General features: G+C 76.2%; 20 protein-coding genes. 12 read left to right on the forward strand and 8 right to left on the reverse strand.

The features are described from left to right. Positions 1-58 precede the first annotated feature (58 nt). Both ACZ6CZ_RS09845 and ACZ6CZ_RS09850 read right to left on the reverse strand, forming a co-directional pair. Positions 59-637, reverse strand: a complete 579-nt coding sequence (locus tag ACZ6CZ_RS09845; protein WP_469017296.1) for a TetR/AcrR family transcriptional regulator — start codon at positions 635-637, stop codon at positions 59-61. Between the two features lie 49 nt (positions 638-686). Next, positions 687-1,907: an ROK family transcriptional regulator gene (locus ACZ6CZ_RS09850; RefSeq protein ID WP_469017298.1), complete on the reverse strand. Its 1,221-nt coding sequence runs from the start codon at positions 1,905-1,907 to the stop codon at positions 687-689. A gap of 335 nt (positions 1,908-2,242) precedes the next feature. Here ACZ6CZ_RS09850 and ACZ6CZ_RS09855 point away from each other — a divergent pair, with 335 nt between their 5' ends. The 8 genes from ACZ6CZ_RS09855 to ACZ6CZ_RS09890 all read left to right on the forward strand — a co-directional run bounded on the left by ACZ6CZ_RS09855 (position 2,243) and on the right by ACZ6CZ_RS09890 (position 11,985). After that, positions 2,243-3,250, forward strand: a complete 1,008-nt coding sequence (locus ACZ6CZ_RS09855) for a hydroxyacid dehydrogenase (RefSeq protein WP_469017301.1) — start codon at positions 2,243-2,245, stop codon at positions 3,248-3,250. A 116-nt stretch (positions 3,251-3,366) separates the two neighbouring features. Then, positions 3,367-4,074: a pyridoxamine 5'-phosphate oxidase family protein gene (locus tag ACZ6CZ_RS09860; protein WP_469017304.1), complete on the forward strand. Its 708-nt coding sequence runs from the start codon at positions 3,367-3,369 to the stop codon at positions 4,072-4,074. Positions 4,075-4,108: 34 nt separating this feature from the next. Further along, positions 4,109-5,452: a radical SAM protein gene (locus ACZ6CZ_RS09865; RefSeq protein ID WP_469017307.1), complete on the forward strand. Its 1,344-nt coding sequence runs from the start codon at positions 4,109-4,111 to the stop codon at positions 5,450-5,452. A 160-nt stretch (positions 5,453-5,612) separates the two neighbouring features. Next, the gene (locus ACZ6CZ_RS09870) at positions 5,613-7,127 is read left to right on the forward strand and encodes a cellulose binding domain-containing protein (protein WP_469017309.1); all 1,515 of its coding nucleotides are present in this window, start codon (positions 5,613-5,615) and stop codon (positions 7,125-7,127) included. A 248-nt stretch (positions 7,128-7,375) separates the two neighbouring features. Continuing rightward, entirely contained in the window at positions 7,376-8,530 is a 1,155-nt protein-coding gene (gene rsgA / locus ACZ6CZ_RS09875) for a ribosome small subunit-dependent GTPase A (protein WP_469017312.1), read from the forward strand. Between the two features lie 118 nt (positions 8,531-8,648). Continuing rightward, entirely contained in the window at positions 8,649-10,043 is a 1,395-nt protein-coding gene (locus tag ACZ6CZ_RS09880; protein ID WP_469017314.1) for a bifunctional transcriptional activator/DNA repair enzyme AdaA, read from the forward strand. Beyond that, positions 10,043-10,558, forward strand: coding sequence for a methylated-DNA--[protein]-cysteine S-methyltransferase (locus ACZ6CZ_RS09885; RefSeq protein WP_469017316.1), 516 nt, complete (start codon positions 10,043-10,045; stop codon positions 10,556-10,558). Before ACZ6CZ_RS09880 ends, ACZ6CZ_RS09885 begins: the two co-directional genes overlap by 1 nt. A gap of 158 nt (positions 10,559-10,716) precedes the next feature. Continuing rightward, entirely contained in the window at positions 10,717-11,985 is a 1,269-nt protein-coding gene (locus ACZ6CZ_RS09890; protein WP_469017319.1) for an SGNH/GDSL hydrolase family protein, read from the forward strand. Between the two features lie 3 nt (positions 11,986-11,988). Here the strand turns inward: ACZ6CZ_RS09890 and ACZ6CZ_RS09895 are convergent, their stop codons facing one another. Continuing rightward, positions 11,989-12,471, reverse strand: coding sequence for a DUF456 domain-containing protein (locus ACZ6CZ_RS09895; protein ID WP_469017321.1), 483 nt, complete (start codon positions 12,469-12,471; stop codon positions 11,989-11,991). 59 nt (positions 12,472-12,530) lie between these two features. Continuing rightward, a complete protein-coding gene (locus ACZ6CZ_RS09900) occupies positions 12,531-13,517 on the reverse strand; it encodes a helix-turn-helix domain-containing protein (protein ID WP_469017323.1) in 987 nt (328 codons plus the stop codon). A 490-nt stretch (positions 13,518-14,007) separates the two neighbouring features. On the opposite strand from ACZ6CZ_RS09900, the gene ACZ6CZ_RS09905 reads away from it, so the two are divergent. The 3 genes from ACZ6CZ_RS09905 to ACZ6CZ_RS09915 all read left to right on the forward strand — a co-directional run bounded on the left by ACZ6CZ_RS09905 (position 14,008) and on the right by ACZ6CZ_RS09915 (position 18,539). Beyond that, positions 14,008-15,867: a protein phosphatase 2C domain-containing protein gene (locus ACZ6CZ_RS09905; RefSeq protein ID WP_469017326.1), complete on the forward strand. Its 1,860-nt coding sequence runs from the start codon at positions 14,008-14,010 to the stop codon at positions 15,865-15,867. A gap of 84 nt (positions 15,868-15,951) precedes the next feature. Then, on the forward strand, positions 15,952-17,694 hold the full coding sequence (locus tag ACZ6CZ_RS09910; protein ID WP_469017329.1) for a pyruvate dehydrogenase: 1,743 nt from the start codon (positions 15,952-15,954) through the stop codon (positions 17,692-17,694). A 326-nt stretch (positions 17,695-18,020) separates the two neighbouring features. After that, positions 18,021-18,539 (forward strand): ATP-binding protein, encoded by a 519-nt coding sequence (locus ACZ6CZ_RS09915; RefSeq protein ID WP_469017332.1) that lies wholly within the window; start codon positions 18,021-18,023, stop codon positions 18,537-18,539. Positions 18,540-18,599: 60 nt separating this feature from the next. Here ACZ6CZ_RS09915 and ACZ6CZ_RS09920 read toward each other — a convergent pair whose 3' ends face one another. Then, on the reverse strand, positions 18,600-19,643 hold the full coding sequence (locus ACZ6CZ_RS09920) for a DUF2637 domain-containing protein (RefSeq protein ID WP_469017335.1): 1,044 nt from the start codon (positions 19,641-19,643) through the stop codon (positions 18,600-18,602). Positions 19,644-19,961: 318 nt separating this feature from the next. Continuing rightward, positions 19,962-20,822: a (2Fe-2S)-binding protein gene (locus tag ACZ6CZ_RS09925; protein ID WP_469017338.1), complete on the reverse strand. Its 861-nt coding sequence runs from the start codon at positions 20,820-20,822 to the stop codon at positions 19,962-19,964. Positions 20,823-20,994: 172 nt separating this feature from the next. Here ACZ6CZ_RS09925 and ACZ6CZ_RS09930 point away from each other — a divergent pair, with 172 nt between their 5' ends. Further along, on the forward strand, positions 20,995-21,783 hold the full coding sequence (locus ACZ6CZ_RS09930; protein ID WP_469017340.1) for a GntR family transcriptional regulator: 789 nt from the start codon (positions 20,995-20,997) through the stop codon (positions 21,781-21,783). 97 nt (positions 21,784-21,880) lie between these two features. On the opposite strand, the gene ACZ6CZ_RS09935 is transcribed toward ACZ6CZ_RS09930, so the two are convergent. Further along, positions 21,881-22,648 (reverse strand): hypothetical protein, encoded by a 768-nt coding sequence (locus ACZ6CZ_RS09935; RefSeq protein ID WP_469017342.1) that lies wholly within the window; start codon positions 22,646-22,648, stop codon positions 21,881-21,883. A 167-nt stretch (positions 22,649-22,815) separates the two neighbouring features. Further along, complete coding sequence (locus ACZ6CZ_RS09940) at positions 22,816-24,489, reverse strand: PucR family transcriptional regulator (RefSeq protein ID WP_469017345.1); 1,674 nt, start codon at positions 24,487-24,489, stop codon at positions 22,816-22,818. Between the last annotated feature and the right edge of the window lie 153 nt (positions 24,490-24,642).

Raw genomic sequence — 24,642 nt, forward strand, 5'->3', positions numbered from 1 at the left:
GAGCGATCGCTCCTTCCCGGCCCGCGACCTCACCGCCCGAGCCCCACCGCCTGCGTCCTCACCGCTCGCTCTCGCGCGGCCAGTTGACGAGGGTGACGTGCAGGGCGTCGATCGCCCGCTCCCAGGAGGTCCGCACATCGCGGGAGGCGCCGAACCCGCCGGCCGACTCCAGGGCGCAGTAGCCGTGGAAGGTGCTGCGCAGCAGGCGTACGGCGTCGGTGAGGTCGGGCTCGTCGAGGCCGTAGGCGCGCAGCATGCCGTAGGTGACGTCGGCGGTGCGGCGCAGGGCGGGGGAGTCGGCGATCAGCGCCTGGTCGAGGCGGATCTGGGTGGCCGCGTACCGGCCCGGCCGCTCCAGGGCGTACTCCCGGTACGCCCCGGCGAAGGCGGCCAGCGCGTCCTTCCCGGCCCGCCCGGCCACGGCCGCCGCGATCCGGTCCACCAGCTCGGCGCCCGCGAACAGCGCGAGCCGGGTCCGCAGGTCCTGGGCGTTCCTGACGTGCGAGTAGAGGCTGGCGTCCTTCACGCCGAACCGGCGGGCCAGCGCCGACAGCGTGACGTTCTCGAACCCCACCTCGTCGGCGAGGTCGGCGGCGGCCCTGACCACCCGGTCGGTCGTGAGCCCGGCCCTGCCCATGACGGACCCCCTGCCCTTGCTGGTGTCTGTGCAGACGCGCCCGAGGTTACTAGGAAGCCGAGCGGTGGCCCCCGGCGCGCTGCCCGACCGAGCGCAGCGCGCCCTCCAGCGCGAAGGTCGCCGCGCCCAGGGACACCGGGTCGGTGGGGATCGGGGACAGCACGATCTCGGTGGCGGCCAGCGGGCGCCGCAGCGCGTACCGGGCGACGGCCGCGCGCACCTCCGCCAGCAGCGGCTCGCCGAGCCGGGCGGCGACCCAGCTGCTGAGCACCACCACCTCGGGGTTGAGCAGGTTGACCAGGTCGGAGATGCCCGCGCCGAGGTAACGGGCGGTCTCCCGGACGACCTCGACGGCCACCGGGTCGCCCGCGGCGACCCCGCGGGCCAGCGCGTCCACCGTGGCCGTCTGGTCCTCCGGGTGCAGCAGCGGGGTTCCCGGGCTGAGTTCACTCAGGTTGCGCATGATGCCGGGGGCGCCGACGTACGTCTCCACGCACCCGTGGTTGCCGCAGTGGCACGGCCGCCCGTCCAGGACGAGCGTGGTGTGGCCCCACTCGCCGGCGCTGTTGCTGACGCCCCGGTGCAGCCCGCCGCCGAGCGCCAGACCGGCGCCCACCCCGGTGCCCAGGTTCACCACCACCGCGTCCCCGCGGCCCCGGGCGGCCCCGAACCACAGCTCGGCCACCGTGCAGGCGCGCAACGGGTTGTCCAGGTACAGCGGATGACCGAGGTGCCCGGCGAGCAGGTCGCGCAGCGGCACGTCGTGCCAGTCCCAGTTGGGCGCGTACTGCGCCCTGCCGGTGTTCCGGTCCACCTGTCCCGGCACGCTCACCCCCACCCCCAGCACCCGAGCCGCCGCCGCCCCGGCCCGCGCGACCACGCGGTCGACGGCGGCGGCGACCCGGGCGGCCACCTGCTCGGGGCGGCTCTCGCCGGGGCGCATGCCGGCGTCGGCGCGGGCGAGCGGGGTCAGCGCCAGGTCGAACAGCTCGACATGGACGTAGGTCTCCGCGATGTCCACCCCGATGAGCGCGCCGCCGGAGGCGTTGACGGCGACGAGGCCGCGCGGGCGGCCGCCGGCCGAGTCCTCGAAGCCGACCTCGGTGATCATCCGCAGGTCCAGCAGCTCACCGACCAGCGTGGCGACCGTCGCCAGGCTCAGTCCGGTGGCGGCCGCCAACTCCTGCCGGGAGGTGGGGGACTCCGCGATGATCTGGCGCAGCACCTCGTACCGGTTCGCGGTACGGATGTCGCGTGACGTGCGCTTCACGGAACGCTGCCCCTCCCCCTGCCGCCGGGCGCCCGGGCCGGGGCAACGGCGCCGGCGCCGGCGCGGCGCCAGGCTATGGGCTGCCGTCCGCGTTCGACAAGGAGTGAGGGAAGGGGGTCGACGAAGCCGGGCGCGCGGGCGTGCGGGTGCCCGGACGCCCGTCGCGGCGCCCGTGGCCGCCGGCGGTCCGCAGGTGCGTGCGCCGGGCGCGGAGCCGTCCATCACCGGTACGGGTGGGCGCCGTTGACCCCCTCGTCCGCCGCGACCTACCGTAGACACCGGTTTCTGCCCGCACCGCGCGGAGGCCGTCCGTCACCGAGCCGGAAGGCCCTTCCTTGCCCGACCGCCCGCAGGCGCTGTTCGCGATGACGGCCGAGAACGTGCCGCACGTCTTCCCGCCGGCGGTGCTCGCCCGGCTGCGCGCGTGCCTGGACATCGACCCGGACCTGGTGGCGCACGACCTCCACGACCCCGGGCTGCGCGCCACCCTCGCCCGCACCGAGGTCCTCGTCACCGGCTGGGGCTGCCCCCGCCTGGACGCGGCCGCCCTGGACGCGGCGCCCGCGCTGCGCGCCGTGCTGCACTCGGCCGGCTCGGTCAAGGGCTTCACCACCTCCGAGGTCTGGCGGCGGGGCATCACCGTCTCCTCGGCCGCCGCCGCCAACGCCCGGCCCGTGGCCGAGTACACGCTGGCGATGATCCTGCTCACCGGCAAGGACGTCTTCGCCCTCCGCGACCTGCTGCGCGCCCGGCGCTCCTTCCCCTACGGCGACGTCCTGCCCGGCATCGGCAACCACGGCCGCCGCGTCGGTGTCGTCGGCGCCTCCCAGGTCGGCCGCCGGCTGCTCGAACTGCTGCGCCCCCACGACCTGAGGGTCACCCTCGCCGACCCGTACGTCGACGAGGCGGAGGCCGCCCGGCTCGGCGTGCCCGTGCGGCCGCTGGACGAGGTGCTGCGCACCAGCGACGTCGTCACCCTGCACGCCCCGCTGACCCCGGCGACCCGCCACCTGCTGGGCGCCCGCGAACTCGCCCTGATGCCCACCGGCTCGGTCCTGATCAACACCGCCCGGGGCGCGCTGGTCGACCACGACGCCCTGACGGCCGAACTGCGCACCGGGCGGCTCACCGCCGTCCTCGACGTCACCGACCCCGAGCCGCTGCCCGCCGGGTCACCCCTGTTCGAGCTGTCCAACGCCTTCGTCACCCCGCACCTCGCCGGCTCCCAGGGCAACGAGGTGGCACGGCTCGGGGCGGCGGTGGCGGAGGAGGCCGAGCGGCTGGTGGCGGGCGACGCGCTGCACCACCGGATCGACGAGAGCGCCCTGGAGCACACGGCCTGACCGGCACCCGCACCGGCCGGCCCGGGTGGTGCGAATACCGTTGCCAACCTGCTCTGGAGCGCCGATATCGGCAATGTCATGGTGCCGAGCTTGCGATATCAGTAGTCTGCGCGCTCATGACCACGACGCCTCAGCCACCCCTGCCGCCCGAGCTGCCCCGCACCGGCCTCACCCGTCACCGCCGCCTGGGCGAGCAGGGCAGCCTGGAACGGGCCGACCTGGACGCGATCCTGGACGCCGGGTTCCTCTGTCACCTCGGGGTGGTCGTCGAGGGCCGGCCGCTGGTCGTGCCGACGGTGTACGGGCGGGACGAGCGGCAGCTGTACCTCCACGGCTCCGTGGCCAGCCGCAGCCTGGCCGGCGGGGTGCCGGTGTGCGTCACCGTCACCCACGTCGACGGCCTGGTCCTGGCCCGCTCGGTGTTCGAGCACGGGGTGAACTACCGCAGTGCCGTCATCCACGGCGAGGCCCGCCGGGTCACCGACCCCGGGGAGAAGCTGGCGGGTCTGCGCAGGCTCACCGAGCACGTCACGCCCGGCCAGTGGTCGTACGCCCGGTCGCCGAGCCGCAAGGAACTCGCCGCCACCACCCTGCTCGCCCTCTCCCTCGAAGAGGCCTCCGTCAAGATCCGCACCGGCGCGCCCGACGACGGCGACGGACCCGACGCCGCGCTGGGGCTGTGGGCCGGTGTGCTGCCGCTGGTCAGCACCTGGGGCGCCCCCGAGGCCGACCCGCTGCTGCCCGCGGGCACGCCCGTACCGGCGCACATCGCCCGCCGAGAGGGGACCCGGCACGGTCGGCGGACGGGCGGGGGCATACCGTGAGGAGTCGAACGCCTGAGCCGGGAGGAGATTACGGATGGGCAGCCGCACCGCGCTGGTCGAGGATCTGATGGAGCGGTTCCCGCACGTTCCGCGGGAAGCCGTTTTCAAGGAGGACCTGCTCAGGGGCGGTGTCGCCTTCGACAAGTCCGCCCTGAGCGACAACGAGGGCGGGGACGTCAAGCCGAAGTCGTACTTCATCTTCTCCTTCGACCACGGCACCCTGCCGGAGCTGGGCGAGGCCGCGCTGCGGCGCCCGCCCGAGGAGATCGTCCTCACCGGCGGCCCCCACGACCTGCGGCGGACCGTCGTCTCCGTCCGGGTGAACCCGGCCTCGCCCTACCGGGTGGCCGCGGACGAGGACGGGATGCTCGGCCTCTACCTCGACGGCCGGCGCATCGCCGACGTCGGTGTGCCGCCGATGCCCGAGTACTACCGGCACACCCTCTCCAACGGGAAGTCCGTGATGGAGGTGGCCCCCACCATCCAGTGGGGCTACCTGATCTACCTGACCGTCTTCCGGGTCTGCCAGTACTTCGGCGCCAAGGAGGAGTGCCAGTACTGCGACATCAACCACAACTGGCGCCAGCACAAGGCGGCCGGGCGGCCGTACACCGGGGTCAAGGACGTCGAGGAGGTCCTCGAGGCCCTGGAGATCATCGACCGGTACGACACCGCCAGGGCGTCCACCGCCTACACGCTCACCGGCGGCGCGATCACCAGGACGGTCGCCGGGCGGGACGAGGCCGATTTCTACGGCCACTACGCCAAGGCCATCGAGGAGCGCTTCCCGGGCCGCTGGATCGGCAAGGTCGTCGCCCAGGCGCTGCCCAAGGACGACGTCCAGCGCTTCAAGGACTACGGGGTGCAGATCTACCACCCCAACTTCGAGGTGTGGGACCGGCGCCTGTTCGAGCTGTACTGCCCCGGCAAGGAGCGTTACGTCGGCCGCGACGAGTGGCACAAGCGGATCCTCGACTCGGCGGAGATCTTCGGCGCCCGCAACGTGATCCCGAACTTCGTGGCGGGTGTGGAGATGGCCGAGCCGTTCGGCTTCACCACGGTCGACGAGGCCATCGCCTCCACCACCGAGGGCCTGCGCTTCTTCATGTCGCACGGCATCACGCCCCGCTTCACCACCTGGTGCCCGGAGCCCACGACCCCGCTGGGCAAGGTCAACCCGCAGGGCGCCCCGCTGGAGTACCACATCCGGCTCCTGGAGGCCTACCGCGCGACGATGGACGACTTCGGGCTCTCCTCGCCGCCCGGCTACGGCCCGCCCGGCCCCGGCCGCGCGGTCTTCTCCGTCAGCTCCTTCATGGACAGCCTCGCGGAGCAGGAGCAGGCACCGGAACAGGAGCAGGCACCGGCGCAGGCGTGACCCCTGCCGTCACGGCCGCGCCACGCTCGGTAAGCGGAATCGAGTGAGGCGCTTGTCAGTTGTGTCGGCGACGTGAAAGGCTCGGGCCCTGCCGCGATGGTTCCGCCCAACTCCCCTTTTCCTGTGGTGAGTTGACCTCGCTCGTGGATGCAGGAGTCCCATGCCCGACCTGCCGACCCCTCAGGACGCCGCCGAGGCAGCGCTGTTCTCCGAGTGCTGGGACGCGGTGCTCTCCTACGCCGACCTGTGCACCTCCGGCTCCCTGACGGCCCATCAGCTCGCCTCGGACGCGTTCGCCCTCGGCATGCGCGAGGTCCGCGCCGCCCAGGCGCCCGTGCGCGGCACCGGACGCCGCGCCGCCCGGCTGCCGGTGATCCCCCTGCTGCTCACCGCCGTCCGCACCACGGCCGCCGGCTGGGAGGCCGACGGCCGGGGCCACCGCCTCGACCCCGACCTCCGGCTCTGGCTCAACTCCGGCAGCGCCGCCCGCTACACCGGCCCGCCCCTGCAACGCCCGGTCGCGCTGCGCGGACTGCGGGACATGCAGGAATCCGACGCCTCGCTGCTGTGGCTGGCCGAGGTGGAGGCGCTCCCGCTGCCCGTCGTGGCCCGCCGCCTGGGCCTCGACCCGGCCACCGCCGCCGCCGAACTCGACCAGGTACGCGGCCTGTTCCGGGACCGCTGCCACCGCGCCCACCTGGACTCCCCGATGGACGCGCAGTGCCGCAGCTACGCGCGCCTGCTGGACGCCGTCACCCGCTCGCCCGCCGCCGACACCCCGGCCGACCTCTCCCGGCACCTCGCCACCTGTGTGGGGTGCGCCGAGGCGGCCGCCTGTCTGCGGCTGCACGGCGGCGGCCTGCCCGCGGCGCTGGCCGGCGGGGTGATCGGCTGGGGCGGCCTCGCCTACCTGGAACGCCGCCGCCGCGCCGCCGAGGTGCGCCTCGGCGCCGGCCGCCCGCCCGGCGCGGAGCCCGACGGCGGCGAACCGAAGGACGGCGCGCCGAGGAACACCGTGCTGCGCAACGGCCTGCTGGCCGCCGCCGTGCTGCTGTCGGCGCTGGCGCTCGGCGTGTCGATGATGCCGTTCGGCGGCTCCGACGACGACGCGGCCGCCCCCGACGACCGCCGGCCCGTCGCCGGCCGCGGCCCCTCGCTGCCCCCGTCGGCCGACCGCCTCCCCTCCGCTTCCGCCTCCGCTTCCGCCTCCGCGTCCGCCTCCGCGTCCGCCTCGCCCTCCGCGCCCGCCTCCCCGTCCACCGCCAGGACCACCGCCGCCGGCACGCGTCCGGCCACCACGCCCGCCCGGCAGGCCCCCGACCCCGAACCCCAGGGCACCACCTCCGCCACGGCCCGCGCCGCCGGCTGCCGGGTCGCCTACGACCTCGTCAACCAGTGGCCCGACGGCTTCCAGGCCACCGTCACCGTCACCACCGCCCGGGCCCTGAGCGGCTGGCGGGTCGCCTGGTCCTTCCGCGACGGCCAGCGGGTCAGCCAGATGTGGGACGCGACGGTCGGCCAGCACGGCTCACGGGTCACCGCCGACGCCGCCGACTACAACCGGTCCGTCGCCGCCCACACCACCCTGACCTTCGGCTTCCTCGCGTCCTGGACCGGCCGCAACTCCGCGCCCGGCGCCTTCACGCTCAACGGCGAGACCTGCGTGACGGGCTGACGCGGGACCCGCGGAAAAGGCGTTGACGGGCCGTGGGGCGGCCCGGCTAGAGTTCTCCCGAACGGCCGGGGACCGCGGTCGTGCGGTACGAGTGTGCTGAAGGAGGTGTGACCGATGGCTGTCACTGTGCTGGGCGCTGCCCGAATCCAGGAACTCATCAAGTCCACCTCCGTGACCGCCGGCTGACACATCCAGCGATCGCGCCGCACCGGCGCGTCCTGCCGGGGTCACCCTGTGAAGGGTCTCCCTTGACTTCCAGCTCCGCTTCACCGCTCCCCTCCACCTCGCCGTCCGCCTCCACCTCCCCGTCCCAGGCTCCGTCCGCCGTCGCCGCGGCGCTCGCTCCCTACGGCTGGGACGCGGCCTGGGCCGAGGCGTTCGCCCCGTACGACACCCAGGGCCTGCTGCCCGGCCGCGTGGTCCGGGTGGACCGCGGCCAGTGCGACGTCGTCACCGCGGGCGGCGTCCTGCGGGCCGACACCGCCTTCGTCACCCCGCACGACCCGATGCGGGTGGTGTGCACCGGTGACTGGGTCGCCGTCGAACCCGGCGGCAACCCCCGCTACGTGCGCGCCTGCCTGCCGCGCCGCACCGCCTTCGTGCGGTCCACCTCCTCCAAGCGGTCCGAGGGACAGATCCTCGCCGCCAACGTCGACCACGCGGTCGTCGCCGTCTCCCTCGCCGTCGAACTCGACCTCGGCCGCGTCGAGCGGTTCCTGGCCCTGGCCTGGGAGTCCGGGGCCCAGCCCGTGGTCGTGCTCACCAAGGCCGACCTCGTCCCCGACCCCGTGACGCTGTCCCACCTCGTCCAGGACGTCGAGACGGCGGCGCCCGGGGTGCCGGTGCTCACCGTCAGCGCCCTGCGCGACGAGGGACTCGACGTGCTCGTGGCTCTGGTCGGCTCGGGCACCTCCGTGCTGCTCGGGCAGTCCGGCGCGGGCAAGTCCACGCTGGCGAACGCGCTGCTCGGCGAAGACGTCATGGACGTCCGCGCCGCCCGGGACGTCGACGGCAAGGGCCGGCACACCACGACCACCCGCAACCTGCTCGCGCTGCCCTGCGGCGGCGTGCTCATCGACACCCCCGGGCTGCGCGGCGTCGGCCTCTGGGACGCCGAGAGCGGGGTCGGGCAGGTCTTCGCCGAGATCGAGGAGCTGGCCGCGCGCTGCCGGTTCCACGACTGCGCCCACGACAGCGAGCCCGGCTGCGCCGTGCTGGCCGCCGTGGACGCCGGCGAGCTGCCGGCCCGGCGCCTGGAGAGCTACCGCAAGCTGATGCGCGAGAACCAGTGGATCGTGGCCAAGACCGACGCGCGGCTGCGGGCCGAGATCAAGCGGGACTGGAAGCGCCGGGGAGCGGAGGGACGGGCGGCGATGGAGGCGAAACGGGGCCGCACCCGCTGACGGACCCCGTGCGGGGGGCGCGCGCCGGCCGCGGGGACGGCCCCGGGTCCCGGTGACCGGTGCCGCGTCCGATTTCCGCCAGCCGCGCGTCCCGCCGTCGCCCACACTGGAGGGCGTGATGGACGACGACAGCAGGTACGAGGCCGTGCGCAGCCGGGACGCGCGGTTCGACGGGGCGTTCTTCTTCGCGGTCGAGACCACCGGGATCTACTGCCGGCCCAGCTGCCCGGCGGTCACCCCGAAACGGCGCAACGTGCGCTTCTTCGCGACCGCCGCCGCCGCGCAGGGCTCGGGCTTCCGGGCCTGCCGGCGGTGCCGGCCGGACGCGGTGCCGGGCTCGGCGGAGTGGAACGTCCGCGCGGACGTCGTCGGCCGCGCCATGCGGCTGATCGGCGACGGCGTGGTCGACCGCGAGGGCGTCGCCGGACTCGCCGCGCGGCTCGGCTACAGCGCCCGGCAGGTGCAGCGGCAGCTCACCGCCGAACTGGGCGCCGGACCGGTGGCGCTCGCCCGGGCCCAGCGGGCGCACACCGCGCGGGTGCTGCTCCAGACCACCGACCTGCCGGTCACGGAGATCGCGTTCGCGGCCGGGTTCGCCAGCGTCCGCCAGTTCAACGACACGATCCGGGCGGTGTACGCCGCCACGCCCACCGCGCTGCGGGCCGCCGCGCCCCGGGGCCGGGACGCCCGCCGGGCCACCCCCGGCGCCGGCATCCCGCTGCGGCTCGCCCACCGCGGGCCCTACCAGGCGGCGGTCGTCTTCGACCTGCTCCGGCGCGAGGCGGTGCCGGGCGTCGAGGAGGTGTCCGGCGCCCCCGGTGTCCGCACCTACCGGCGCACCCTGCGGCTGCCCTACGGCACCGGCCTCGTCGCCGTCGAGGAGCGCACCCGCACCCCCCGCCCGGCCGGCGGCGCCCACCCGGGCGGCTGGCTGGACGCGCGGCTGCACCTGACCGACCCGCGCGACCTGACCACCGCCGTGCAGCGGCTGCGGCGCCTGTTCGACCTGGACGCCGACCCGTACGCGATCGACGAGCGGCTCGGCGCCCACCCGAGGCTCGCCCCGCTGGTCGCCGCCCGCCCCGGGCTGCGCTCGCCCGGCGCCGCCGACCCGCTGGAACCCGCCGTACGGGCGCTGGCCGGCCCGCAGGGTGCGGCGGAGCTGGTGCGCCGCTACGGCAAGGCCCTCGACGCGCCCCGCGGCAGCCTCACCCACCTCTTCCCGGAACCCGCCGTCCTCGCCGAGGCGGAACCGCACGGCCCGCTGGGCGCGCTCGCGGCCGCGCTCGCCGACGGCACCGTGCGCCTGGACCCCGGCGCCGACCGGGACGACGCCCAGCAGGCCCTGCTGGCGCTGCCCGGCCTGGACCCGGCCGTCGTCGCCACCGTCCGGGCCCGCGCCCTCGGCGACCCCGACGTGGCCCCGCCCGGTGCCCGGCTGCCCGACGCCTGGCGGCCCTGGCGGTCGTACGCCGTACGGCACCTGGACGCGGCGGGGGAGGCGGCCGCCTGATGGACGTCACGTACTGGACCGAGGTGGCCGGACCCGTCGGGCCGATGCTGCTCACCGCCGACGCCGACGGCGCGCTGACCTCGCTCTCCGTGCCCGGCCAGAAGGGCGGGCGGACCGTGCGCGAGGACTGGGTGCACGACCCCGGGCCCTTCCGGGCCGCCGAGGAGCAGCTGGCCGCCTACTTCGCCGGTGACCTGAAGGAGTTCCGGCTGCTGTCGCGCACCCGCGGCACCGCGTTCCGCGAGCGCGTCTGGGCCGCGCTCGACGCCCTCCCGTACGGCGCGACCACCACCTACGGGGCGATCGCCGCGCGCGTCGGCGCGCCCCGGGCGGCCGTCAGGGCCGTCGGCGGCGCCATCGGCGCCAATCCGCTGTTGATCGTGCGCCCCTGCCACCGGGTCATCGGCGCCGACGGTTCGCTCACCGGCTACGCGGGCGGCCTGGAGCGGAAGATCCGCCTGCTGACCCTGGAGGGCGTCCTGCCCGCCGGCCCGCTTCCCGGACAGGCTCCTTAGAGGTATCGCCGGCATCCTGCCCCCGTGCCCCGGGCCGGTTCCCCGCTGGGCCGAGCGGGTGTCGTGCCCGGTGATTCGCCCCGGCGCGCCCGGCCGGTGTGGCACCTTCACCTCCGGCGGAACACCGCGGCGGCGGACCCTCGGAAGGGCGGGCACACATGGCCAGGGGCGGACGGGTCCTCACGGCACTCGTGCTGGCGCTGACGGGGACGCTGCTGCCGGCCGCCGCCGATCCCGCCGCGGCCGGACCCGCCCGGGCCCGCCCCGCCGGACCCGCCCGGGCCCGCCCCGCCGGGCCGGCCGGGCACGCGGCGCCCGCGCCGGGCGCCCGGCGCGCGTGGACCGGCAGCCGGGAGACCGCGCCCTCCGGCACCGCGGCCGCACTGCCCGGCACCGCCGTCCGCAACGTCGTGCGGCTCAGCGTGGGCGGCACCGCCGTACGGGTCCGGCTCGGCAACCGGCTCGGCGGCGCGCCCCTGACGCTCGCCGCGGTCACGGTCGCGCTGCGGCGGGCGGCAGGCCCGGACGCCGTGCCCGGCAGCATGCGCCACGTCACCTTCCGCGGCGCCCGCACCGCCGTCGTCCCGGCCGGGCGGGACCTGCTGTCCGACCCGGTCCCGCTGGTGGTGCCGGACGCCGCCGAGCTGCTCGTCACCGTGCTCGCCCCGGCCGGTTCCGGCCGCGTCACCTACCACCGCACCGCCCTGCGGACCAGCTACCTGGCCCGCGAGGGCACCGGGCGGGCCGCCGACGAGGACGGCTCCGCGTACACGGCGACCACCGCCCACTGGTACTACGTCACCGGCGTCGACGTCCGAGGCCGCGCCGCAGGCAGCGTCGTCGCGCTCGGCGACTCCCTCACCGACGGCACCGGCTCCACCCCGGACACCGACCACCGCCGGCCCGACCGGCTCGCCGAGCGGCTGCGCCCCCGCCGCCTCGGCGTCCTCAACGCCGGCGTCGCGGGCAACCGGCTGCTGCGCGACGGCACCGGCCCGGCCGCCCTGACCCGGCTGGACGCCGACGCCCTGGACCGGGCCCGGGTGCGCACGCTGATCGTCTGGGAGGGCGTCAACGACATCAACGGCACCCCGGCGTCCGACGACCCCGGCGCCTTCGAGGCCGCCTACCGCTCGCTCGTCGCCCGTGCGCACGCCCGGGGCATCCGGGTCGTCGGCGCCACGACCACGCCGTACGCCGGCCACCGCGCCTGGACCAGGGCCCGCGAGGCGGTACGGCAGCGGGTCAACGCGTTCGTCCGGACCGGCGGCGCCTTCGACGCCGTCGCCGACTTCGACGCGGCCGTCCGCGACCCGTCCCGGCCGCAGCGCGTCCTGCCCGCCTACGACCCCGGCGACCACCTGCACTTCAACGACGCCGGGATGCGCGGGCTCGCCGACGCCGTCGACCTCGCCGCCCTGAGCTGAGCCTCAGCCCCGCACCACCGCGGCCACCCACGCGCCCACGACCAGCAGACAGGCCAACAGCTCGGCCAGCACACCCCAGCCGCCGGAGCGCAGCACCGTGCGCGTCGCGGCCGTCGCGGCGCCGTGGCCGCCCAGCCGCAGCCGCTCGTGCAGGTAGATCCCGGCGAGGAAGCCGGGGACCGCGCCGAGCACCGGCAGCAGGACGAACCCGACGACGGCGCCCGCGCCGGCGCACCCGGCCAGACCCGGCCCGGCGGCGCCGCGCCGCAGCCGCCGGTGCGGCAGCGCCCAGCGCACCCCCTGCGCGACCAGCAGCACCGCGGTGGCGCCCACCAGCACGCCCCACGCCACCGGCCCGCGGTCCGCCAGCGCCCACCACAGCACCGCGGCCCACACCAGCCACGACCCGGGCACCCCGGGCACCAGCACCCCGCACAGGCCGAGCACGAGCACCACCGCGACTGGCAGGAGTTCCCACGCTCCCATCTGCCCAGCCTGACGGAGGACGGCCACGGGCGCAGACCGGCGCCGGGCGGCGCACCGCCTCACCGGTCCTCGCGGGCCACCCACGCCTTCTCGTAGGCGTGCCAGCCGAGCTGGAGCCGGGTGGTCGCCCCGGTCAGCTCCATCAGCCGCTTCACCCGCCGCTGCACGGTCCGCAGCCCCAGGTCGAGCTGCTTGCCCACGCTGGCGTCCGTCAGCCCGGCCAGCAGCAGGGAGAGGATCTCCAGGTCGGTGGCGTCGGGTCCGTCGGGGCGCTGCTCGGCGACCCCGGCCGGGCCCAGCCGCAGCGGCAGCGCCTGCCGCCACACCGACTCGAACAGCCCCGACAGCAGCTCCAGCAGCCCGCTGGCGTGCACCACCAGCGCGGCCGGACCGGTGGCCGTCGAGGCCAGCGGGACCATCGCCAGGGCGCGGTCGGCCACCACCAGCTTGGTCGGCACCCGGTCCACCACCCGCACCCGCTCGCCCCGGCCCAGCGCCGCCGTCAGCTCGGTGAGGCCGTCCGGCAGGTCCAGCACCGACCGCTCCACCACCACCCGGTAGCGCACCCCGCGTCCGGCCGCCTGCTCCTCCGCGTCGTTGTCCGTGCCGGAGACGACGACCGGGTCGCCGGTGACCAGCGCGCAGACCTCGTCCGCCGCGCCGAGCTGGAGCTGGAGGAAGCGCTGGCTGACCGCCGGGGCACCGGTCACCACCTCGACCAGGTCGTGGACGGCGGGCTCGGCGGCCACCGACCGGTACTCCTCGGCCAGCAGCGCCGCCGCCAGCTCCGCCTTCTCCAGTTCGTGCCGCTGCTGGGTGAGCAGCGCGCCGAGCGCCACGCCCGGCGGCGCCGCCACCCAGCGGCCCGGGCGGGCCGAGGACTGGGCCGCCAGGCCGTGCCGCTCCAGTCGGCGCAGGGCGCGCTCGGTGTCGTGCTCGGGCAGCGTCAGACGCCGCGCCAGGTCGGGCACGTCGGCGGCGCCCAGGGACACCAGCGCCCGGTACGCCGACTCGTGCGTCTCGTCCAGCCCTATCGCTGCCAGCATCGGCCTTCGTTCCTCCCCTGGGCGGGCCACCGCCGGCCCGCCACCGCGGCGGCCCGCCGTGGCGGGAACCGGCCACGGCGTAAACCCGCCGCGGGACATCATCGCCGTACCGGTGGTCACTCTGCCAAGGTGGCGTCACCGCAGCGGTGATCACCGTGCGCGCGGGCCACCGCTCGCCCGCCGCACGACCGCCGTCCAGGACGGCGGGCCGCACGGCGACCGACCCGGCCGGTGCCCCAGGGCCCGGTCGCGCGGACAGTGACCCGGGACCGCACGCGCGCACACGCGTGGAACGGGGATCCGGGGCCGGGTCACTCGGGTGTCGCCGGACGGTTCTCCCGTGGGGGGTGGAACCGTCCGGCGGCCTCATCTCTCCCGCCTCGGACGCCGGTTCACCCCGCCACCTGACACGCCGTCCGGTGAGGGCCGACCCGCGGGATTTTCCCGATGCCCCGTTTTCATCCGGCCCCGGCGGTGGACAATCAGGAACATGGACCAGCAGGGGGGTAGGCCCGCCCGTCGCGAGGACGACTGGTGGGGACAGCTCTACGACCAGACCACCGAGGACACCGGCGCCACGACCGCGCCCGACTCGCTGGACGACCGCTTCGCCTCGGCGCGGAACGCGGTGACGGGGCGGCAGGCCGCGGCGCGGGACCCGGGGCCGGGGGAGCGCACGACGCCCCGGCGGGCGGTGAGTTCCGCCCCGCAGCCGCAGCCGCAGCCGCAGCCGCAGCCGCCGCCGGCGCCGTCGGAGCCCGCGGTGCCCGCGGTTCCCGCCCAGCGCGGCGCCCCGGCCCCGGGCGACCCACCGGCCCGCCGGGAGACCCCCTGGGAGCCCCCACCACCCCCCCAACCCCCGACTTCCGGACCTCCGACTTCCGAACCCGCGACTTCCGGCCCCCCGACTTCCGAAGCCCCGGCCTTCGAAGCCCCGGCTCCCGGACCCCCGGTTCCCGGGTCCTCCCCGCCGCCGGACCGCGCGGCGCCCGCCGGGCGGCGGGAGGACACCGGGTCCGACCCGACGGGCTGGCCGTGGGACACCGAGCCCGCCGAACCCGCCCCGGAGCCCCCGGCGCCGCCCCCCGCGGCCCCGGCACCGGCACCGGAGCCCGCCGCCCCGCCCGCGGCGCAGCCGGACCCCAGGGCGTCCGGCGCCGTCCCACCGCTCCCGCCCGGCCCTCCGATGCCCGCCGCGCCCCCGGTGAGCGCGCCGGGCGCCGCCACCGCCCCGCCGGAACCGCCGCAGCCGGCCCGGCCGCCGCAACAGGCCCCGGCGCCCGCGTCCCCGGCACCGGAGCCCCGCGACGACGCCGCCCGGCCGCGCCGGCACCGCGGAGCGCCCGCCCCGGACTCCGCCCCACCGCCGCCGCCCGCGTCCTCCGTCGCCTACCTCGGCTCCGGGCCGCCCACCTACGACGCCGAGCCCACCGCGCTCCCGGCCGCCGACCCGGACGCGCTGGGAGAACTGGTCGCCGACACCGTCCTGGACGGCGCCCGGTACGGCGCGAGCACGCTGCGGGCGGTGTCGCTGCGCGGCGATTCGGCGCGCTACCGGGGCGAGCCGCGCCGCGACGCGCTGCTGACCGCGCGGTTCGGCACCGGGGACCAGGCGCTGCTGCTGGTCGCGATGGCGACCGGGGCTCGGGCCACGCCGGACGCCCACCTGGCGGCGGCCGAGGTGTGCCGGTGGATCGGGCGGGCGGTGGGCCGCAGCCACCGGCGGCTCGCCGAGGACATCCGGGCGGCCCGGCGCGGCGACCTGAAGTCGGGGCTGCACCGGCTGACCGACCGCAGCCTCGGCAGGCTCCGGGCCGGCGCCGCCGAACGGGGTATCGACCCCGCGGACTACGCGGCCGGGCTGCGCTGCCTGCTGCTGCCCGCCCACCCGGACTGCCGTACGCGGGTGTTCTTCGGCGTCGGGGACGGAGGGCTGTTCCGGCTCAGGGACGGCGCCTGGCAGGACATAGAGCCGCAGGTCAGCAGCGCCGGCACCACCGGCGAACCGGTCGTCGGCTTCGGTTCGCCGCCGGCCGAGACCCCCGAGGGCGACCGGCTCACCATGGACTTCGGCATCCCCACCCCGCCGAGCCCCTACGAGCCCGCACCGCAGCCGCCCCGCGACCCCTTCCGCTTCCGCGCCTCGGTAGCCCGCCCGGGTGATGTCCTGGTGATGTGTTCCAGCGGCCTGGCCGATCCGCTGCGCGGCGAGCCCGCCCTCTGCGCCTACCTGGCCCGGCGCTGGTCCGACGGCGCTCCGCCGGGCCTCGCCGAGTTCCTGGCGGACACCCAGGTGCGGGTCAAGGGCTACTCCGACGACCGTACGGCGGCCGCCGTCTGGGAGGCGTGAGCGCGCGCCCTGTGGATGGATGGGAGGCGACGGCACAGGGACGGAGCAGGGGGGCCGCGCGGACCGAAGGGGCCCACGATCACCATGGCCAAGCAGAACGTCGCCGAGCAGTTCGTCGACCTCCTCGTCCGCGCCGGTGTCCGCCGCCTGTACGGCGTGGTCGGGGACAGCCTCAACCCGGTCGTCGACGCGGTGCGGCGCACCTCCGGCATCGACTGGGTCCACGTCCGGCACGAGGAGAGCGCCGCCTTCGCGGCCGGCGCCGAGGCGCAGGTCACCGGGCGGCTGGCGGCCTGCGCCGGCTCCTGCGGCCCCGGCAACCTGCACCTGATCAACGGGCTGTACGACGCCCACCGCTCCATGGCCCCGGTGCTCGCCCTCGCCTCGCACATCCCCTCCGGCGAGATCGGCCTCGGCTACTTCCAGGAGACCCACCCCGACCGGCTGTTCCAGGAGTGCAGCCACTACTGCGAGCTGATCTCCAGCCCCCGGCAGATGCCCCGGCTGCTGCAGACGGCCATCCAGCACGCGGTCGGCCGGCGCGGGGTGAGCGTGGTGTCCCTGCCCGGTGACATCGCCGGGGAGCCCGCCCCGGCCGGCGTCCCGCACAGCGCCCTGGTCACCTCCCGGCCCACCGTCCGGCCCGGCGACGCCGAGATCGACCGGCTCGTCGAGATGATCGACGCGGCCGGCACGGTGACCCTGTTCTGCGGCAGCGGCACGGCCGGCGCGCACGCCGAGGTGATGGAGTTCGCCGGGCGGATCAAATCCCCGGTGGCGCACGCCCTGCGCGGCAAGGAGCACATTCAGTACGACAATCCCTATGACGTCGGGATGAGCGGCCTGCTCGGTTACGGCGCCGCCTACGAGGCCACCCACGAGTGCGACCTGCTGATCCTGCTCGGCACCGACTTCCCGTACAACGCCTTCCTCCCGGACGACGTGCGGATCGCCCAGGTCGACATCCGGCCCGAGGTGCTCGGCCGGCGCTCCCGGCTCGACCTCGCGGTGTGGGGCGACGTCCGCGAGACGCTGCGCTGCCTGATCCCGCGAGTGCGGGAGAAGACCGGCCGGCGCTTCCTCGACAGGATGCTGAAGAAGCACGCCGACGCGCTGGAGGGCGTGGTCAAGGCGTACACCCGCAAGGTCGACAAGCACGTTCCGATCCACCCCGAGTACGTCGCGGCCGTGCTGGACGAGATGGCCGACGACGACGCGGTGTTCACCGTCGACACCGGCATGTGCAACGTGTGGGCGGCCCGCTACCTCACGCCCAACGGCCGCCGCCGGGTGATCGGCTCCTTCTCGCACGGCTCGATGGCCAACGCCCTGCCCATGGCGATCGGCGCCCAGTTCACCGACCGGCGCCGCCAGGTGGTGTCGATGTCCGGGGACGGCGGATTCTCCATGCTGATGGGCGACTTCCTCACCCTCGTGCAGTACGACCTGCCCGTGAAGGTGGTCGTGTTCAACAACTCCTCCCTCGGCATGGTCGAGCTGGAGATGCTCGTCGCGGGCCTGCCCTCGTACGGCACCGACGCCACCAACCCCGACTTCGCCGCCGTCGCCCGCGCCTGCGGCGCCCACGGGGTGCGGGTGGAGAAGCCCAAGCAGCTCGCCGGCGCGCTGAAGGACGCCTTCCGGCACAAGGGGCCCGCGCTGGTCGACGTCGTCACCGATCCCAACGCGCTGTCCATCCCGCCGAAGATCAGCAGGGAGATGGTCACCGGGTTCGCGCTGTCCGCGTCGAAGATCGTGCTGGAGGGCGGCGTCGGCCGCATGCTCCAGATGGCCAGATCCAACCTGCGCAACGTCCCCCGGCCCTGAGCCGGGTCCGGCGCGGCAACGGCGTCTTCCGGCCACTTTCACCCCCGGTGGCGGCACGACGACCGTACGTGGCGGAGGCGTCCGCCCCGCCCGCCGCGGGCCGCCGGTGACGTCGTACGGCACTGACGGCGGCCGTGTGACGGGCGAGGCGGTACCGGGACCCCCGTGCGGGGCGGACACCGCCGCGGTGCGGTCCCGGTGGGTCCGTGGCCGAAGAACCGGCCGTCGCCGGGACGGCATGCGTGCCCCGGGACACATTGGGCATGGATCCCCGTGAACGTGTTCGAGCAGAAGGGACAGCGGCCGATATCGTGCGGGCGGGGGTCATGAAGAGGCAGGCGCGAGGAGGCGGTCCCGCGGCCATCGGGGCCTTCTCGGCGAAGGCGACGGGGGAAGAGGACACCGGCGACGGCACGGGACGGGCGCAGCCGCCCCGGCTCAGGCGCAGGCTCGGGCGCGCGGACCTCAGGGCGGTGCCCGAGGCGCGCCGGGAACTGCGCCGGCTGCTGCGGCACTGGGGCAAGCCCGGCCGCTCGGAGATAGCCGAACTGCTCACCAGCGAACTGGTCACCAACGCGCTCGTCCACACCGACCGCGAGGCCGTGCTCACGGCCGTCGTCGGACCGGCCGGACTGCGCGTGGAGGTACGGGACTTCGTGGCCCGCAGACCGCGCCCCTGCCCGCCCGGCACGGGCGACGGCACGCACGGCCGGGGCCTGGTGCTGGTGCAGTCCCTGGCGGACGCCTGGGGCATCGACGCGCACGGGGTCGGCAAGTCGGTGTGGTTCGAACTCGACGCCGAGACCGGGCGGCAGCAGACGGGGAACAACGGGACGGGGGCGTGACCCGCGCGGTCACGCCCCCGTCCCGTAACACCCGCCTGTTCGGGGGAGGGTGAGCGGCGGTCAGCCGAACTGCTGCTCCAGGTCCTTGAGCTTGCGCTCCAGGGAGTCCAGGCGCGGCAGGGCCATCGTGTCGTCCTCCGCGGTCAGGTCGACCGCCAGCGGGTCAGACCCTTTGCGGACCGGCTGGAGGGAGGGACGGGACCGCACGGGCAGTTGTTCCGGCGCGGATATGGCAGGCTCCGCGGTGGCCTGGCCGGAGCCGCGCTCCACCGCCTGCACCTCGACCTGCCGGCCCAGGCCGCGGCCGGGGAGGCCGCGCTGGCCGCGGCTGATGGCCTTCAGCCGGGCACGCTCCACGCGCTGCTGGTCGCGCCGGCGCAGTCGCGTCTCCTCCTTCTGCCGCTTGTCCTCGCGGACCTCCTCGACCGCCTCGTCCAGGCTGCGCACGCCCTCCAGGAGCATCAGCGACCACGCGCTGTACGTCTCGCGCGGGGCGCGCAGCCAGCGCACTATCCGGATCTGCGGCAGCGGACGCGGCACCAGGCCCTGCTCGCGCAGCGCGGCCCGGCGGGTCTGCTTCAGCGCGCGGTCGAACAGCACGGCCGCCGACAGCGACATGCCGGAGAAGAACTGCGGCGCGCCGTCGTGCCCGGCGCCCCGCGGCGCGTGCACCCAGTTGAACCAGGCCGCCGCGCCCGCGAACGTCCACACGAGTATCCGGGAGCCGAGCGCCGCGTCACCGTGGCTGGCCTCGCGCACCGCGAGCACGGAGCAGAACATCGCCGCACCGTCCAGCCCGAACGGCACCAGGTACTCCCAGCCGCCGCTCAGGCCGAGGTTCTGCTGCCCGAAGCCGACGAGGCCGTGGAAGGAGAGGGCGGCCGCGACCGCCGCACAGCAGAACAGAAGGACGTAGGAGGCCGTGCCGTAGATCGCCTCCTTGCGTCGGCGGCGCTCCTCGCTGCGCTCCCACGAGTCGTCCGCACTCGTGTTCTCCCCCGAGGAGCGCTTGCCGCGCGCGAGCACCGCCACCGCCGCCAGCATGCCCAGGAGCAGCACGGCGCCCGGAAGCAGCCAGTTCAGCGATATGTCGGTCAATCTCATCTGGGGTCCCTTGCATTGGGATAGGGCGTAACGCCCGCCATAGTGGCCCAATCCCACCGGCCCTCAGGGGGTTTCGGGGCAAGAGGCCGCCAAGGAGGTGCAAGGGGATGCCCAGGGCGGCGATCTGCTCGAACTGCCGCGTGAGGGGCGAGAGTTGAGTTCGAATAAGACTACCCGTACGGATGGTTCCGCGGAAAGTTCCCGTGGCATGTGAGGAACTTGTGATGTGCCGGTCCGGACAGGGGGTCATCCTCCGGATGATCTTAGTGGACGCCGGGGGCCGGGAAGGCCGGGGGCCGGTCCGCGCCTGAGCCGGCGTCAGGCGGCCGCGTCCGCCGTCCGGTCGGCCGCGTCCGCCGTCCGTCCGGTCGCGCGTCCGGTGTCGCGGGTGCGCGGGCAGGTGGCGCAGGTGTCCTCGGGCCGCACGGTGTAGAACATGCAGCAGCTCACCCGGTCGCGGGTGGCCGGCGGCCCGCCGTCCGGCCCGGCAGGCGCCCGGAAGCCCGCCGAGCCGGCGTACGGCCGGGTGGCGCCGGGCAGCAGCAGCTCCAGCTCACGCACGGCCCGCGCCTCCTCCGCCCGGCCCAGCAGGTGGGCGACGTACCACAGCCCCTCCACGACCTCGTCGGTCGCCAGGCCCCACAGCGCGCGCCCGCGCCGCCGGGCGCGGGGGCCGAACGCGTCGAGGACCGGCCCGAGGTGTTCGGCGACCGCGGCGCGCACCTCGGCCCGCAGCTCCTCCTCGCCGGTCACGACGGTGGCGCCGGGCAGGGCGGCGGCCGGGTCGCCCGGAAGGCAGGCGAAGGAGGTCACGCGGACGGCCATGCGGCCGGCGGCGCGGTCGTGGTGAACGTGGGTCACGGGCAGCCGCGGGACGCGGCGGTGCAGGAACCACGGGACGGTGATCAGCAGGCAGGCGGGCCAGGCGTAGCGGTGCAGCCCGAAGCTCGCCACGACGTCCGGGCGGGCCCGCCGGCCGTGGTCGCGCAGCACCTGGGCGTCGTCCCAGGCCAGGAACGCGTCCAGCTCGGCGCCGCCCCGCGCGAGCCCGGCGGCGCCGACCCAGCCCGCGCCCCGGGGCGCCGGATCGCCCGGGCCCAGTTCGGTGACGCTCAGCCCGGGGAACGCCGCGGTGAGGCGGGCGTACGCGGAGGCGAAGGGGGAGTCCGCAGCGGGCACGTCGGGATCACCGGTCCTGGGTCGCGGTCGGATGGGCGGGCCGAGAGGTAAGGCTAACCTTACTCGTCGCTCAGGGAGTTTGAACCGCCGACCGGTGCGCCTAAGGTGCTTGACGGACAAGTGACAACAAGCCGTTAATGACCCGAGTGCCGACGAGCCCCAGGAGGAACCCGTGCAGCGAGGTGCGCAGGGTGCGCGGAGCGCGCGGGGCCTCACCGGTACGCGGACGCCCCCGCACCGGGTGCCCGACCAGCCCGGCGCGCCGGACGCGACCCGGGAGCCCGGCACGGGCACGCCCGGCGCACGCGGTGAGCACCCGCACGGCGAGCGGGCGCGCGCCGGCGTGCGGCGGTCCTCCGTACGCGGGCAGGTCCTGGACGCGCTGCGCACGGCGCTGATGGCGGGGGAGCTGACGCCCGGCGAGGTCTACTCCGCGCCCGTGCTGGGCGAGCGGTTCGGGGTCTCCGCGACGCCCGTGCGCGAGGCGATGCAGCAGCTGGCGCTGGAGGGCGCCGTCGAGGTCGTGCCCAACCGCGGGTTCCGGGTGGTCGAGCGCGGCGCGCGGGAGCTGGCCGAGCTGGCCGAGGTGCGGGCCCTGATCGAGGTGCCGGTACTGCTGCGGCTCGCCGGCACCGTACCGGCCGACCGGTGGGCCGAGCTGTGGCCGCTGGCGGAGGAGACGGCACGGGCCGCGGCCACCGGCTGCCCGGCGGCGTACGCGGACAGCGACCGGGCCTTCCACCGGGCCGTGCTGTCCCTGTCCGGCAACGAGCAGCTCGTCCGGATCGCCGGGGACCTGCACCGGCGGGCGCAGTGGCCCCCGGCCGGAGCAGCCGCCCGCCCCGGCCGCGCCGACCTCGCGGCCGACGCCGCCGGGCACCCGGCCCTGCTGCGGGCGCTGATCGCGCGGGACCTGGACGCGGTCCGGCACCTGGCGACGTCCCACCTCACCGGCGCCTGACCCGTCACCGGCGCCTGCTGACCCGTCACCGGCGCCTGCTGACCCCGCCGGCGCGCCGCGCTCAAGCGGGGCGCTGCGCTCAAGCGGGGCGCTGCGCTCAGGCGGTCGCGGCTCCCGGGGCCGGGGGCGTCAGCTGGTGGGCCAGCCAGGTCGGCACGCCGCCCAGCAGCCGGAACAGCCGCCGCGCCTCCTCCCGCAGCCGGGACGCCTCCGGTTCGCACTCCGCGTCCGCCAGCGAGGCCAGGGCCGGCGCCGTACCGACCAGGTAGCCCAGCTCCTCCCGGATGCGCAGGGACTCGGCGAAGCCGTGGCGGGCCTCGGCGACGTCGCCGTCGCGCAGGGCGAGTCCGGCGAGGTGCCGCCAGGTGAAGGACAGCAGCAGCGGGTCGGTGTGGGCCGCCGCGGCCGCGTGGGCGCGGCGGTACGCCGCCCGGGCCGCCTGCGGGGAGCGGGTCAGGTTCTCGGCCAGCAGGCCCCGGCGGAAGTCCAGCAGGGCCCGGCCCCGCGCCCCCGGCGGGATCAGGGCCGCCGCCCGGCCCAGCGCGGCCCGCGCCTCGTCCGCCCGGTCCCGCACCCCGTGCAGGGTCGCCGCGTAGGCGAGCTGCCCGCGCTCGCAGGCGGCCGCGCCGCGCTCCTCGTCGGTGTGGGCCAGCGCCTCGGCGGTGCGCAGCGCGTCCTCCGCCTCCTGCCAGCCGCCCTCGGTGTACAGGCACCGCTCCACCAGCAGCGCGGCCCGCTGGAGCGACGCGGGCGGGGTGTCGGGCGGGAGCAGGGCGGCCGCGTCGGCCCAGCAGGCCCGCGAGCGCAGCCGCCACACCGCGGTCTGGAGAGGATCGTCACCGGGGGTCGTTCCGTTACCAGACATGGCGGTGTGCGCCACGTTGCCCTCCCCTAGCACGCCGTCGAGCTGTTGAGTGGTGGCCGCATTCCAGCACCGATCGGCGGGCGGGGCCAAGGGGGCGGGTGAAGGATTTCACAAAGTCGTGGGACGCGGACGGCGGCGGGCGCGGCTCCCGGCGCGGCCCGGCGGCCTCAGCTCATGCGCAGCGCCAGGAAGAAGTCCAGCTTGTCCTCCAGCCGCGACAGGTCCCGGCCCGTCAACTGCTCGATGCGGCCCACTCGGTAGCGCAGTGTGTTGACGTGCAGGTGGAGCCGGGTGGCGCAGCGGGTCCAGGAGCCGTCGCAGTCCAGGAACGCCTCCAGGGTCGGGATCAGCTCGGCGCGGTGCCGGCGGTCGTAGTCGCGCAGCGGGTCGAGCAGGCGCGCGGTGAAGGCGCGGCGGACGTCGTCGGGGACGAACGGCAGCAGCAGGACGTGCGAGGCCAGCTCCTGGTGGCCGGCGGCGCAGACCCGGCCCGGGCGGGCCGCGGCCACCCGGCGGGCGTGCCGGGCCTCCTCCAGCGCGCCGCGCAGCCCCTCCGCCGAGTGCACGGCCGCGCTGACGCCGAGGGTGAGCCGCCCGTTGTCGTCCAGGCCCCCCGACAGGGGTTCCCGCACGGACTGCAGCAGCGTGTCGGCGAGGATGCCGGCCTCCGAGCCGTCGTGCTCGGCGGAGACCGCCGGCAGCGGCACCAGCGCGATGGCCTCGCCGCCGGTCTGCGCGACGGCGATGCGGTCCAGCGGCTCAGGCCCGGTCGCCAGGGGGTCGACCAGGATCTCCTCCAGCAGCGACTGGGCGACCGGTCCGCCGTCCGCCGTGCCGTCGTCCCACTCCACCCGGGCGACCACCACCTGCCAGTGCGGGGCCGCCCCGAGGCCGGGCAGCAGCACCGGCGCCGCCACCCGCAGCCGGGCGGCTATCTCGGCGGGCGCGGCGCCCGTCTGCACCAGCTCCAGCACCTCCTGGGCCAGCCGCCGGCGCACCGTGCGGGCCGCGTCCCGGCGGTCGCGTTCCACGGCGATCAGCTGGGTGACGCCCTGCAGCAGGTCCAGGCGCTCCTCGGGCCAGTCCCCGGCGTCCGCCTCGACGGCCAGCAGCCAGTCCGACAGCACGCTCGCGCGCGCCTCCCGGGCGCCCGGCGCGGACCGGCCGGAGCCGCGGACCGGGAACAGCGAGTAGGTGGTCCCGGCCAGCGCCACCCGGTGCGGTCCGCGCCGGCCGGTGCGGGCGGCGGCCAGGTGCTCGCCGGCCAGCCGGGCGCAGGTGGCGGCGGGCAGCGCCGGGTCCCCGGCCTTGGAGCCGGCGATCAGCCGGCCGGTGGGGGAGAGCACCCAGGCGCGCAGGTCCAGGTCGGTGCCGAGCAGGTCCAGCACCACGTCCGGGCCGCCGCCCGCGGGCCCCGAGGTCATCATGCGCCGGTGGCGGTCCACCACGGCCGCCAGGTCGCCCGCGCGCTCGCCGGAGACCTGCCGTACGACGTGCTCGGTGATCGTGGCGAACGCCACCGACTCGTGCACCGCGAACAGCGGCAGCCGGTGCCGGGCGCAGGCCAGCACCAGGTCCTCCGGCACGTCCCCCAGCTCCGCCTCGCCGGCGGCCAGGGCGGCGACCTGGGCCTGCGCCAGTATGCGCACGAAGGGCTCGGAGTCCGCGGCGTCGCGGCGCCAGGCCAGGCCGGTCAGCACCAGCTCGCCGCCGGAGAGGTAGCGGCTGGGGTCGCGCAGGTCGGTGGTCATGACCCCGCGGACCGAGCGGTCCAGTTCGTCCTCGCCGCCGAGCAGCCGCAGGCCCAGCGCGTCGGTGTCCAGCAGTGCGCGCAGCCGCATCTCGTCGCCGCCGTTCTTTGTCTCGAAATCTACGATGGATCACGCGGAGGTGCCGCGGAGGGCCCGGGCGGGTGCGGGCCGGTGCGCACACGGGCCGCACCGCCGGGTCGCCGGGCCGTTTTCCGCGTTTCCCCAGGAAAACGGAGAGGTTAC

Source organism: Streptomyces sp. NPDC041135 (genome assembly GCF_055592085.1).